This is a genomic window from Pandoraea captiosa (genome assembly GCF_902459775.1).
In the GTDB taxonomy this organism is placed as follows: domain Bacteria; phylum Pseudomonadota; class Gammaproteobacteria; order Burkholderiales; family Burkholderiaceae; genus Pandoraea; species Pandoraea captiosa.
Map to the genome: position 1 here is coordinate 671,863 of NZ_CABPSQ010000001.1, position 13,178 is coordinate 685,040.

At 64.3% G+C, this 13,178-nt stretch carries 6 protein-coding genes; 3 read left to right on the top strand and 3 right to left on the bottom strand.

The genetic code is table 11. The features are described from left to right. Positions 1–2 precede the first annotated feature (2 nt). From pgi to PCA31118_RS02905, 3 genes are all read right to left on the bottom strand, one after another. On the bottom strand, positions 3–1,676 hold the full coding sequence (pgi, locus tag PCA31118_RS02895) for a glucose-6-phosphate isomerase (protein WP_150622768.1): 1,674 nt from the start codon (positions 1,674–1,676) through the stop codon (positions 3–5). A gap of 94 nt (positions 1,677–1,770) precedes the next feature. Next, a complete protein-coding gene (locus PCA31118_RS02900) occupies positions 1,771–3,417 on the bottom strand; it encodes an NAD(P)H-hydrate dehydratase (protein WP_150622770.1) in 1,647 nt (548 codons plus the stop codon). A gap of 403 nt (positions 3,418–3,820) precedes the next feature. Next, positions 3,821–5,281: a D-amino acid dehydrogenase gene (locus tag PCA31118_RS02905; RefSeq protein ID WP_343043249.1), complete on the bottom strand. Its 1,461-nt coding sequence runs from the start codon at positions 5,279–5,281 to the stop codon at positions 3,821–3,823. A gap of 141 nt (positions 5,282–5,422) precedes the next feature. Between PCA31118_RS02905 and purL the strand changes: the two genes are divergently transcribed. The 3 genes from purL (at position 5,423) to PCA31118_RS02920 (ending at position 13,044) form a co-directional block, all read left to right on the top strand. Continuing rightward, positions 5,423–9,454, top strand: a complete 4,032-nt coding sequence (gene purL, locus PCA31118_RS02910; protein WP_150622774.1) for a phosphoribosylformylglycinamidine synthase — start codon at positions 5,423–5,425, stop codon at positions 9,452–9,454. 224 nt (positions 9,455–9,678) lie between these two features. Beyond that, positions 9,679–11,310, top strand: a complete 1,632-nt coding sequence (locus tag PCA31118_RS02915) for a hypothetical protein (protein ID WP_150622776.1) — start codon at positions 9,679–9,681, stop codon at positions 11,308–11,310. A gap of 102 nt (positions 11,311–11,412) precedes the next feature. After that, entirely contained in the window at positions 11,413–13,044 is a 1,632-nt protein-coding gene (locus PCA31118_RS02920; RefSeq protein WP_150622778.1) for a hypothetical protein, read from the top strand. Positions 13,045–13,178: the final 134 nt, after the last annotated feature.

The window sequence follows — 13,178 nt, forward strand, 5'->3', positions numbered from 1 at the left end:
TGTCAGGACCGCTTCCTGAGCGCTTCGCCCGCGATGCGAATCAGCGACGCCGTTGACGCATCGTGAGCATCCGGTTTGAGCGAGTCGGGATCGACCAGCTCCGGCTCGATCGCGCGGCAGAGCGTTTTGCCGAGTTCCACGCCCCATTGGTCGAACGGATTGATGTTCCAGATGGCGGCCTGCACGAACACCTTGTGCTCATACAACGCGATGAGGGCGCCCAGCCGCTCCGGCGTCAGCTTGTCGATCACGAGCGTATTGCTCGGCCGATTGCCATCGAAGCGGCGCTGCGCGGCCAGCGGGCCGCCGGCTTGATCGGGCGTTGCCATCGAGCCGCCCTGGAGGAACGCCTCACTCTGCGCGAAGCAGTTGGCCAGCAGCTTGCGGTGATGGTCGAGATACTCGGGCTGATCGTATTGCGGCTCCAGTACCGCAATGAAGTCCACCGGCACTAGTGTCGTGCCCTGGTGCAGCATCTGGAAGTAGGCGTGCTGGCCATTGGTGCCCGGCTCGCCCCAGAGGATCGGCGCGGTCTGCCAGAAGACGGGCGAACCGTCGACCTGTACCGACTTCCCGTTGCTCTCCATGTCCAGTTGCTGCAGATACGGCGGGAGCTTTTGCAATGCGTCCGTGTACGGGGCGATGGACAGTGTCTGCGCGTCGAAGAAGTTGCGATACCAGATGCCGAGAAGCGCGAGAAGCACCGGCATGTTGGCATCCAGCGGTGCGTGCCGGAAATGCTCGTCCATGGCATGCGCGCCGGCAAGCAAGGCGTCGAAATGCTGCGCGCCGAGATAGAGCATGACGATGAGCCCGACCGACGACCACAACGAATAACGTCCGCCGACCCACTCGCCGAACTGGAATACGTTCTCGCGAAGAATGCCGAAACGCATGGCTTCGTCGACGTTGGTCGACACCGCCACGAAGTGCTTGTCCAGCCCGCTCTCGGGTACGCCGTTTTTGATGAACCACGCGCGAATCGTGCGCGCGTTGGTCATGGTCTCGAGCGTAGTGAACGTCTTCGAGCACACCACGACAAGCGTGGTTTCCGGATCGAGCGTCGGCAAAGTCCGTGCGAGTTCGGTCGGATCGATGTTGGCGATGAAGTGCGCCGAGAGATCTTGCCGCCCGTACACGGCGAGCGCGTCGCACACCATGCGCGGCCCCAGATCCGAGCCGCCGATGCCGACGTTGATCAGATGCCGGATGCGCTTGCCGGTGGCGCCGGTCCATCGGCCATCTCGCACGCGCTCGCTGAAGTCCCGCATGCGAGCGAGCGTTTCGCACACGCCGCTGCTGACTTCGCCAGTCGTGTCGCGAAACGTCACGCCTTTAGGCGCACGCAACGCCATGTGCAGCGCAGCCCGGTTCTCGGTGACGTTGACGTGTTCGCCGGCCCACATGGCGTCGCGTTTGGCCGGCAGGTGACATTCGCGCGCGAGATGCGTGAGCAGCGTGCGCGTTTTTTCCGTGATGCGGTTCTTCGAGTAATCGAGATACAGACCGGCGGCGTGCAGCGAGAACTGCTCGACGCGCGCGCGCGCGCCTGCGCCGGCGAACCAGTCTCGCATGTGCTGAGCGGCGATCTCGTCGCGATGCTCGAGCAGGGTGCGCCAGGCGGGAAGTTGATCCAGTCGAACGGATGTCTTGTACGGCATGTGCGGTAAGGCCATTTCGATAAAGCGAAGTATAACGGGAGTCGCCGCTTAATCACGCTGAAATGCAGCTTCGGGCGCTACAGGTAGCTATGGGTGGCTACGGGTAGTGTCAGGCCGGATCGGCCAGCATGCCCAGTTCGGTACGAATGGCGGGCAGAAGTTCAGAGGCCGTCAAACCCGCCGGTCCCGCGCCCTCGTGAACACACCGTTGTGCGGCCTTTCCATGGAGCCAGACGGCTGCGAGCGCCGCTTGCGTGGCGGGCATGCCCTGGGCGAGCAGTGCGCCGATCACGCCGGTCAGCACGTCGCCGGTGCCTGCCGTGGCAAGCCCGGCGTTTCCCGTGATGTTGATCCACGTGCGTGCGCCGTCATCGATGATGCTTCCCGAGCCCTTGAGCACCACCGTCGCATCGAATTGTTTTGCCAGCGCGCGCGCCGACGCCAGACGGTCGGCCTGAATGCCGGCAACGTCGCACCCCGCGAGCCGCGCGGCTTCGAGCGGATGCGGCGTAAGTACCGTCGGCCCCTTGCGCCGACGCACGCGCTGCGCGAGGGTCGGTTCGGCCGCGAGCAGATTGAGGGCGTCTGCGTCGATCACCAGCGGCGTATCGTCCAGCGCGAGCGCGCGAGACAGACACGCGGCAGAGGCGGCTGACGTACCGAGTCCCGGACCCACACACACGGCCTGCATCGACGCGAGATCGAGACTTTCCGCCTGACGCAACATCAATTCCGGATGCACCGGATCCCACGCGGGCGCGTCGTTCGCGACGAAACCCACGTATACACGACCCGCCCCTGTCATCAGGCCGCTACGTGCCGAGAGCATTGGTGCTCCCACCATACCGTCATGACCGCCGAGCACCGCCAGCGATCCGTAGCTGCCTTTGTGGGAGGCGTGTTGGCGTCTCGGAAAGTGCTCGATGAAGGCGTCCGGGGCGCTGGTCGCGACACCGCTGCCTGGGTGCGTCGCCGTCAGGTCCTCCGTCCCGAGTCTGGCCACGAAGACCTCGCCCGCGACATCACGCCCAGCGCCCGTGAAGAGCCCCGGACATGCACCGAGCATTGCGATCGTGGCGTTCGCGCGAATGACCGGACCTTCAGCGAGCCCCGTGGCCGCCATCAGACCGCTGGGAATATCGATGGCAAGCACCGGCGTGCCACGGGCGTGTGTATAGGCGATGTGCTCGACGAGCGCGCCCGCTGCGCCGTCGAGCGGCCGGGAGAGTCCGATGCCGAACAAGCCGTCCACGATCCACGCGTATGCATTCGGTTGTGGCCACGTGCCGGGTGCTCGTCGCACCGGTACCCCGGCCGCCAATGCCTCGCCGAGTGCCCATCGGGCATCGTCGGTGGCGGGTGGGGCCAGTTGCCAGACGTCGACCAGCACACCACGGCGATGCAGTTGGCGCGCCGCGACATACGCGTCGCCCCCGTTATTGCCAGGACCGGCGAGCAGCAGCACGGGTTGTCTGCCGGCGCTCGCCAGTGCAGGGAGATGGCCGTAGAGCCAATGGGCGACGGCGTCGCCCGCCCGGGCCATGAGCGTGTGCGGTGCGAGTCTGGCTGCGGCGTCGCGTTCAATGCGCCGTAACGCTGCCGGCGAATGCAGATCGAGCGCAACGGTGCTGTGAGCCGCGATCGACACGCCGTCAGGCGACAAAGGGCTTAGCGGACGCGCAAGCGGACTGGGGCGCTCGGGTGCGGCCTCGGGGCTGAGGCGGGAGACATCTTCGACGTGCAGCGTATCGGACATGGCAGGCGGGCTCCCGGAATCGAGGGCGGTGTGTGCAGCGTTTAATGCGGACCACAGACGACGGACCGCAGGCCGCGTCCACGTGGTATTTCGACGCGCAACGATTCACTCGTGAAGTGTGCATCGATCTGCGGATTATGCCGTCAATGCGCTGTGTCGCCTGCCAGTATCAATCCCGACATTGTGTCGGTTATCTCCGACATGGGCCGTGACGATGTGGGATGTGGCAATGCGAGGCGCGAGGGCGGGGGCCGGAGGGCGGATGCGACGGCCGTCGCTTCGCCCTGTCGGTCGTAACGGTCCTATCGACCGCAATAACCGCAATAACCGCAATGACCGCAGTGACCGCTTTGACCGGATCGACCTTGCTGTTCCCCTATCGACCTTGCCGACCTTACCGACCTTATCGGTCGTATCGGGCAAGCGTCAGCCCGTTCAAATCGATGTCCGGCGTCTGGCCGGAGATGACGTCGGCGAGCACACGTCCCGAGCCGCAGGCCATGGCCCAGCCGGTCGAGCCGTGACCGACATTGAGGAAGATGCCCGGCAGGTGCGTGGCGCCGAGCAGCGGCGGGCCGTCGGGCAGCATCGGGCGCGCACCGACCCATGCCCGGGCCTCGCGGTACCTTCCCGCACCCGGGAACCAGTCCGTCGCCACCTTGTAGAGGGTGGCGATGGCGCGCTCGCGCAATACGAGTTGCGTGTCGCCCAGTTCGGCCGTGCCGGCGATGCGCAGACGGTTGCCTTGCGGGGTGATGGCCGTTTTGTACGACTCGTCCATGACGGCGATGCGCGGGCTGAACAATTCGGTCTTGACGGGCACCGTAATCGAGTAACCCTTGATGGGCCACAGCGGCAGATCGATGCCCAGCGGCCGCAGCAGCGATGCGCTGGCCACGCCGGCGGCAATCACCACCGCATCGGCTTCCAACGATGTGGTTTGCCCGACCTGCGCCGCACTGGCCGTCTCGACGGTGACACCGGCACGTCCCAGATTGGGCCGCACGGACAGCACCGTCGTCTCGGTCGCCAGCGTCACGCCGATGTCGCGGGCGATCTGGGCCAGGCGCTTGGTGAAAAGGGGGCAGTTGCCGGTTTCGTCGCGCGGCAAATGGAGGCCGCCGGCCAGCGGCGCGTCGGTGGAAATCGCGGGTTCGAGCTTGCGGCATTCGTCGGCCGTGAGCAAGCGATGCGGCACCTCGTTCTCGGCGAGCATGGCGCGCGCCGGTTCGTTCATCTTGATTTCGCGCTCGGTCCGGAACAGTTGCAGATAGCCCTGCGTATGCTCGTATTCGAAAATATGGCTCTCACGCAGTTCGTGCAGGCAGCGCTGGCTGTAGAACGCCAGACGCTGCATCCGTTCGCGATTGGCGCGGTAGCGCTCGAGCTTGCACTCGCGCAGCCAGCGGGCGGCCCAGCGCCACGTGCCGGCAGACAGGCCGGGCCGGAAAATGAGCGGGCTCGCGCTGCTGAACATGTAGCCCAGCAACTTGCGCGGCATGCCGGGCGCCGCCCAGGGGGTGACGTACCCCGGCGCGATGACGCCTGCATTGCCGAAGCTGCTCTCTTGCGCGACCGTGCTGTTGCGCTCGACGAGCGTGACCGTGTGCCCCGCGGCGGCCAGATAGTAGGCGGTGCATGTGCCAATGACCCCGCCGCCGATAACGATGACCTTCATTCCCAACCGTCTGGTGTGTGGCGAACGCCCGTTCGTTCGCTTGTTAGTGTCGTTTAGTGTCGTTCTTTGACGTGCCGCCTGCCCGGTGAAGTGCCTCACACCGCCGTAATTCGATGAATAAGCGGTGAATTTCGGCCGGATTCGCGTGAATCCCGGTTTCGCGGCCCGCATGGATACGGGGCGCATAGGTTACCAGAGAGACGCCCTCACAGGGCGGGACGGCATGCAGATTGCCTGCCTCACACTCGGGTATAACCCGGGGTAAGCAGGGTATAATCCCGGTTTGTCGTTCCCCCGCGTTTTGAACGCCTCGCCTTCCGTCCTTCCATGACTCACATTGCCTGCTTCGCCGGCGCCTTGGCGCTCTCCGAATTCCGCCAGCAACGTCTTTTGCAGACCCTGCAAGCCATCGACAGCTCGATCGTGCGCATCGACGCCCGCTACGTGCATCTCGTCGCCAGCGCCGAGCCGCTGTCGAGCGAAGACGTGGCCCGTGTTGCCGGTCTGCTCACCTACGGCGAGCCGGTGCGCGAAGAGCCGGTCGGCGATCAACTGCTCGTCATCCCGCGTCTGGGCACGATTTCCCCGTGGGCGAGCAAGGCGACCGATATCGCGCGCAACTGCGGCATCGATCACGTGCGCCGCATCGAGCGTGCCGTCGAGTACACGATCGGCGTGAAGTCCGGTCTGCTGGGCGGCAAGAAGTCGCTGGCAGCCGATGTGCTCGCCCGTGTGGCCGGGGTGCTGCATGACCGCATGACCGAGGCTGTCGTCGCCACGCGCAAGGACGCCGAAGCGCTGTTCGTCGAACTGCCGGCCAAGCCGTTGCAGACGGTCGACGTGATCGGTGCGGGCCGCAGCGCACTCGAAGGCGCGAACCGCGATCTCGGCCTGGCGCTTGCCGAAGACGAAATCGATTATCTCGTCGACGCCTTCACGAGCCTGAAGCGCAATCCGACCGACGTCGAACTCATGATGTTCGCGCAGGCCAACAGCGAGCACTGCCGCCACAAGATCTTCAACGCCAACTGGACGATCGACGGTCAGGCGCAGGACAAATCCCTGTTCCAGATGATCAAGAACACGCACCAACTGCACCCGCAGGGCACGGTGGTGGCGTACTCGGACAACGCTTCGGTGATGGAAGGCGCCGAAGTCGAGCGCTGGTATCCGCGCGGTGCCGATGGCAAGTATGGTCGCAGCGTCGAGCTCACGCACACGCTGATGAAGGTCGAGACGCACAATCACCCGACGGCCATTTCGCCGTTCCCGGGGGCGTCGACGGGGGCCGGCGGCGAGATTCGCGACGAAGGCGCGACCGGCCGTGGATCCACGCCGAAGTCGGGATTGACTGGCTTTACCGTCTCGAACCTCGCGCTGCCGGACGCGCGCGAGTCGTGGGAAAACGATCGCGACGTGGCGGTGCCGCCGTCGCTGCGCAAGCCTGACGACACGGGCGCCGACTACGGCCGCCCGGACCGTATCGCGTCTCCGCTTCAGATCATGATCGACGGCCCGCTCGGCGGCGCTGCGTTCAACAACGAATTCGGCCGACCAAACCTGGGCGGCTACTTCCGCGCCTACGAGCAGAACGTTGGCGGTCGTGTGCGCGGCTATCACAAGCCGATCATGATCGCGGGCGGCATGGGCAACATCGCCGCACAACACACGCACAAGCACGACCTGCCGGCCGGCACGCTGCTCATCCAGATCGGCGGCCCGGGCATGCGCATCGGCATGGGTGGGGGCGCCGCCAGCTCGATGGCGACCGGTACCAACACGGCCGAACTGGACTTCGATTCGGTTCAGCGCGGCAACCCGGAAATCGAGCGTCGCGCGCAGGAAGTGATCAACTGGTGCTGGCGTCAGGGCGAAGCCAACCCCATCCTGTCGATTCACGACGTGGGCGCGGGCGGCATCTCGAATGCGTTCCCCGAACTGGTGGACGGTGCAGGCAAGGGCGCGCGCTTCGATCTGCGTCAGGTGCAGTTGGAAGAGTCGGGGATGTCGCCGGCGGAAATCTGGAGCAACGAGGCGCAGGAGCGCTACGTGCTCGCCATTGCGCCGGACAGCTTCCCGGCGTTCCAGGAGATCTGCCAGCGCGAACGTTGCCCGGTCGCCGTGGTGGGTATCGCGACCGACGAACGTCAACTGAAGCTCGTCGACCCGATGCATCCGGAATCGCCGGACCCGGTCGACATGCCGATGGATGTGCTGCTCGGCAAGCCGCCGCGCATGCATCGCGACGTCAAGCGCATGAAGCAAGAACTGCCGCCGGTGGATGTCACCGGCCTGTCGCTCGATGAAGTCGCGCGCGCCGTGTTGCGTCACCCGACGGTGGCCAGCAAGTCGTTCCTGATCACCATTGGTGACCGTACGGTGGGCGGCCTGACCGCGCGCGACCAGATGGTCGGCCCGTGGCAGGTGCCGGTGGCCGATTGCGCCATCTCGCTGATGGACTACAGCGGCTATCGCGGCGAAGCGATGACGATGGGCGAGCGCACCCCGCTGGCGGTGATCGACGCACCGGCGTCGGGTCGCATGGCCGTTGGCGAAGCCATCACCAACATTGCGGCGGCGCCGATTGCGTCGCTCGACCAGATCAAGCTGTCGGCCAACTGGATGGCGGCCTGCGGCACCGAAGGCGAAGACGCGGCGCTGTTCGACACGGTCAAGGCCGTCGGCATGGAGTTGTGCCCGGCACTGGGTCTGTCGATTCCGGTGGGCAAGGATTCGCTGTCGATGCGCACCAAGTGGGACGACGCCGGTCGTGCCAAGGACGTGGTTGCGCCGGTATCGCTGATCGTCTCGGCGTTCGCGCCGGTCGAGGACGTTCGCGGGCATCTCACGCCGCAGTTGCGCTCTGTTGCCGACGCCGGGGAGACCGTACTGATCTCCATCGATCTGGGGCACAACAAGAACCGTCTGGGCGGCAGTATTCTCGCGCAGGTGACGCAGCAGATCGGTGACGTCACGCCGGATCTGGACGATCCTGCCGACCTTCAGCGTTTCTTCGACGCGATCCAGAAGCTCAACCGTGAAGGCAAGTTGCTCGCGTATCACGATCGCTCGGACGGTGGTCTGTTCGCCACGGTCGCGGAAATGGCGTTTGCCGGACACGTTGGCGTGTCGCTGAACGTGGACATGCTTACCCTCGACGAGGGCTTCGAATCCGATTACGGCGATGCCAAGGACTGGGCGAAGCAGACGGTGGGGCGTCGTGAGGACAAGACGCTGCGCGCGCTGTTCTCGGAAGAGCTCGGCGGCGTGATTCAGGTGCGCGCGTCGGAGCGCGACGCCGTCTTGCAGACGCTGCGTGAAGCGGGTCTGTCGTCGGTGACCAACGTGATCGGCAAGCCGAACAACACCGACGTCATCGAAATCTATCGCGACGCCAAGAAGATCTTCGGTGCCTCGCGTGCGGAGCTCCAACGTGTTTGGTCGGAAGTGAGCTGGCGCATCGCGCGCCTGCGCGACAACCCGGCGGCCGCGGATGCCGAGTATGAAGCGCTGAACGACACCAGCGATCCGGGCCTCTCGCCGAAGCTGACGTTCGACGCGAGCGAAGACGTGGCCGCGCCGTTCATCGCGACGGGCGTGCGTCCGAAGGTCGCCATTCTGCGTGAGCAGGGTGTGAACTCGCATCTGGAAATGGCCTATGTGCTGGACAAAGCCGGCTTCGATGCGTACGACGTGCACATGAGCGACCTGCTCGCCGGTCGCCATTCGCTCGAAGCGTTCAAGGGCTTCATCGCTTGCGGCGGCTTCTCGTATGGCGACACGCTGGGTGCCGGCGAAGGTTGGGCGAAGACGATTCTGTTCAACCCGTCGCTCGCGGAGCAGTTTGCGGGTTTCTTCAACCGTGCCGACACGTTCGCGCTGGGCGTGTGTAACGGTTGCCAGATGATGAGCAACCTGTCGAACCTGATTCCGGGTGCCGCCGCCTGGCCGAAGTTCACGTACAACCAGTCGAAGTACGAAGCGCGTCTGACCCAGGTGGAAGTGCTGGATTCGCCGTCCCTGTTCTTCAAGGACATGGCAGGCTCGCAACTGCCGATCGTGATCGCGCACGGCGAAGGCTTCGCCAACTTCGGTCAGCAGGGCAACATCGATCAGGTGATTGCTGCGATGCGTTTCGTCGATCATCGTGGTCAGCCGACGGAGCAGTACCCGTACAACCCGAACGGTTCGCCGCGCGGCCTGACGGCAGTCACGACCGGCGATGGCCGCTTTACGGTGATGATGCCGCACCCGGAACGCGTGTTCCGCACGGTGCAGATGAGCTGGGCGCCGGCACAGTGGGGTGAAGACAGCCCGTGGATGCGCATGTTCCGCAACGCTCGTCGTTGGGTGGGCTGATGCCGTGATGGCGTGACGGCGTGAGCGGGGCGACACTTCGGTGTGGATCGCGAGGGTGTCCCGCAAAGATGGCTGTGAGACGGTAGTGAAACGACCGCTTGCCCTGTTCAGGGGTAAGCGGTTTTTTCTTTTATGGATCTCGTCACCTGTCAGGGTTGACAGTTGTTCGTCGCAAACGTGGCGTGGCCCAATAAGTCCGGGCCGCTTTCATGCGAGGTGTTGCGATGATCCCTCCGATCTCCTTGCGCTTGCTGAGTGGCGCGTGCGAGCGCGTCGTTGCGTTCGATGCCTTGGTCCGATTTCGTCGTGCGCTCGCATGCCTGTGGGTCGCGCTGGCACTGGGCAGCGGCAGCGGTACGGCCTGCGCGGCCACGGGTGCAGACGTTGCGCAATGGGTCAGTCAGCGCTATGCATCGCGCGTCGAGAAATGCGCGGTGGACCGCGCTATCTGGATGTGCAGCGGCCTGATCGTTCGCCCACTCGCCGGCGGCGCTTCGCAGAACTTCGCTGCGCTAACGGCGGAGGAGACGCAAAACCAATCGGTGAATCTCGTATTTGTGCGAGGCGACTTGCGGACGTCGTCGCTGGGTGCGACGGCAGGTTTCATTCTGGCGGACGGCTTCACGGCGGCGGGCTGGGGCAAGCCCTACGACGTGCGGTGTGTGTATCCCTTCGACGTGAGTCCGCCGGGCGCGGCCGGCTCGCACGGTTGCGATCTGCTGGGTAGTGCACCGCCTGTGCCGCCCGACTGGAGTTCGTGTGCCGCGAATGGCGTGACGGATGCAATGGCGTGGGTTGCCCATTTCATGGCAAACGGCCAGAACATCCTCCGTCAATGCTCGCTGAGCGCCCACTCGGCGCCCCAGTTTTATGCGGCCGTACAGGCCCATGAGCAGACGACGGACGCGCTCGCGCAGACGGCGATGTCGCTGCTGAGCGCCGCATGGAATCCGGCAGCGCCATCCACCATTCCCGTTCAGGCTTTCTACTATGACGTCGGCACGCCGGGTCAACTCATGCAAGCCCAGCGCTACCAAATGCAGTACTTCAACGCCATGCGGGAGTGGGTGCCGATTCTCCGGGTGGCGTTCACGCCGGGACAAGGCGCTGCTTTCGGGTATGACGAGACCGACCAGTTGGAAGAGGGATATCGCGTCGCCGAGCGTTTGACGGCTCGGTATGCGGATACCTCGCCGAGTTGCAACGACGGGACGAAAGCGGCGTACTTTTGCGATGGCGTCATCATCCGGATGGTGTCTGTCGCGCAGATGCCGATCTGGAACCCGCAGCAGTCCTACATCAACCGGGATGGCGTGTCGGCAAGCTACATGCGGGCGGACGCCAAGGTAACGCAGCTCGCCACCGGGCGCGGCGGGACCGGATTCATCTTCAAGGAACTCAACGCGCCAGCGGGTCAGCAGGTGATCGTGAAGTGTTCCTTTCCGGCGAATGCGAACACGAATGCGCGCCCCGACAGTTGTTTTAACCCGGGGCAGAATCGGTATTGTGACTCGCTTGGCGTGACGACATACCCGGCATGGACGTCGTCGCAATGCCCGTTCAGCGTAACGCCCGCACAATTCAATCTGAGTGTGACGGTAAGACGCGATTATGCCGGGGCCGTTGGCGCATGGAATGAGATCACCATCAAACCCTGGCCGCCGAATATTCCGGCGAGGTTGCCATTGGAAGCGTTCGTGGCGGTGGGCGATGCTTATGTCGATGCCCGCACCATCCAGTTGGGCTATTTCAATGCGACGGCGCGCTTTTTGCCCATCATCCGCGTCAATGCCGCTGCGGCACCCGGACTGATATTCACCTATGCGCCAGGCGATCAGGTCGGCGCTCAGCAATAGCCAGAGACATGTGTCTTGCGTCCACCTGTCAGGGTTGACAGTTGTTCGTCGTCAATGCGGCGTGGCTCAATGATCTCCGGTCGGGAACGCGCGAGGCGAGTGATGACGGTCACGCTTATTCGATGTGTCGTGAGTCAGCGCATGGCAGGTTGGTGTCGCGTGTCGATGTCGCTGGCCCTCGCGTTCGCGGCGCTGTGCGCTCACGCGCAGGCACTGCCCGGCCCCGATGTGGCGCAGTTGGTCAATCAGCGTTATGCGTCGCGTGTTCAGCGTTGTGGCATGGACCGGCCGATATGGATGTGCAGTGGATTGATCGTGCGGCCGTTATCGGGTGGCGCGTCGCAACAGTTCGCGGCGCTCACGGCGGACGAGACGCAGACGCAGTCGGTCAATCTCGCGTTCGTCCGAGGGGACTTGCGCACATCGTCGCTGGGCGCGACGGCGGGCTTCATTCTGGCCGATGGTTTTACGGCAGCGGGCTGGGGCAAGCCGTACGACGTGCGGTGCGTGTATCCCGTCGCGGTGAGTCCGCCGGGGGTGTCCGGCTCGCACGGCTGCGATATGTTGGGCAGCGGCCCCCCTGCGCCACCGGACTGGAGTTCGTGCATGTCGAACGGCGTGACGGATGCAACGGCGTGGGTCGCTCACTTCATCGCCAACGGCCAGAACATCCTCCGGCAGTGTTCGCTGAGCGCCCACGATGCCGGGCAGTTCCACGCGGCGATGCAGGCCCACGAGCAGTTAACGGACGTGCTGGCGCAAACCGCCTTATCTTTGCTGAGCGCGGCATGGAACCCCGCAGCGCCGACGACCCTCCCCATCCAGGCGTTCTATTACGACGCCAGCACACCCGGCCAGCTATTGCAGGCGCAGCGCTATCAGATGCAGTACTTCACGGCGGCCGGCCAATGGATGCCGATTCTGCGCGTGATGTTCGTACCCGGCCAAGGTGCGACGTTCGGCTTCGACGAAACCGATCAGTTGGAGGAGGGGTTCCGGGTGGCGGAGCGGTTGACGAAGCGCTACGCGGACGTATCACCAAGTTGCAACGGCGGAAAAGATCCCGCGTATTACTGCGATGGGGTGTTGATTCGGATGGTGGCCGTGAAGGACATGCCGGTGTGGAACCCACGCACCGACTACATTGCTCGCGACGGTGTGTCTTATAGCTATCTGCGGGCAGATGCAAAGGTCACTGCGGTCGCTGGTTGGACTGGAGGGACCGGTTTCATCATGAAGGAATTCAACGCCCCTTCGGGGCAGCCGCTGATTCTGAAGTGCTCGTTCCCGACGGATGCCGGGACGGGAGGTCGATCCGAAAGCTGCTTTAGCAGTGCGGCCGATAAGCGGTTCTGCGACCAGCTAGGCGTGACGTCGTACGCAACATGGTATGCGCGATACGCGAATACCAACATCGGTGTCCACTGCCCATTCCGCCCCGATCCGACATCGTTCCAGCTAAGCATCACCATTCGCCGCGATTTTCCAAGCGACGTGATCCTTGGCTACCGGCATAACGAAATCACGATGAAGCCGTGGCCGCCCAATATCCCGGCAAAGCTACCGCTTGAAGCATTCGTCGCGGTGGGGAATGTATTTGCCGACGCCCGCATCATCCAGCAGGGCTATTTCGACGCGACAGGCCGCTTCCTCCCGATCATCCGCGTGAACGTCACCGCGGCCCCCACGCAGATATTCATTTACGCGCCGGGCGATCAGATCGGGGCGCAATGACAGCCAACGGGAGGCCGAATGCACCGCTTCGGGTTTCGAGCGCGGACGTGAAAACGCGCCACGTCGGCACTGCAACACGGCACGATCCGGTTTGCGCAATCGTAATGAGGAGATGGATGCGTTTGTCTCTCGTC

Bases quoted from the DNA above. Each gene is read 5' to 3' on its own strand.
- pgi (WP_150622768.1), bottom strand. From the start codon at position 1,676: ATGGCCTTACCGCACATGCCGTACAAGACATCCGTTCGACTGGATCAA.
- PCA31118_RS02900 (WP_150622770.1), bottom strand. From the start codon at position 3,417: ATGTCCGATACGCTGCACGTCGAAGATGTCTCCCGCCTCAGCCCCGAG.
- PCA31118_RS02905 (WP_343043249.1), bottom strand. From the start codon at position 5,281: ATGCGCCCCGTATCCATGCGGGCCGCGAAACCGGGATTCACGCGAATC.
- purL (WP_150622774.1), top strand. From the start codon at position 5,423: ATGACTCACATTGCCTGCTTCGCCGGCGCCTTGGCGCTCTCCGAATTC.
- PCA31118_RS02915 (WP_150622776.1), top strand. From the start codon at position 9,679: ATGATCCCTCCGATCTCCTTGCGCTTGCTGAGTGGCGCGTGCGAGCGC.
- PCA31118_RS02920 (WP_150622778.1), top strand. From the start codon at position 11,413: ATGACGGTCACGCTTATTCGATGTGTCGTGAGTCAGCGCATGGCAGGT.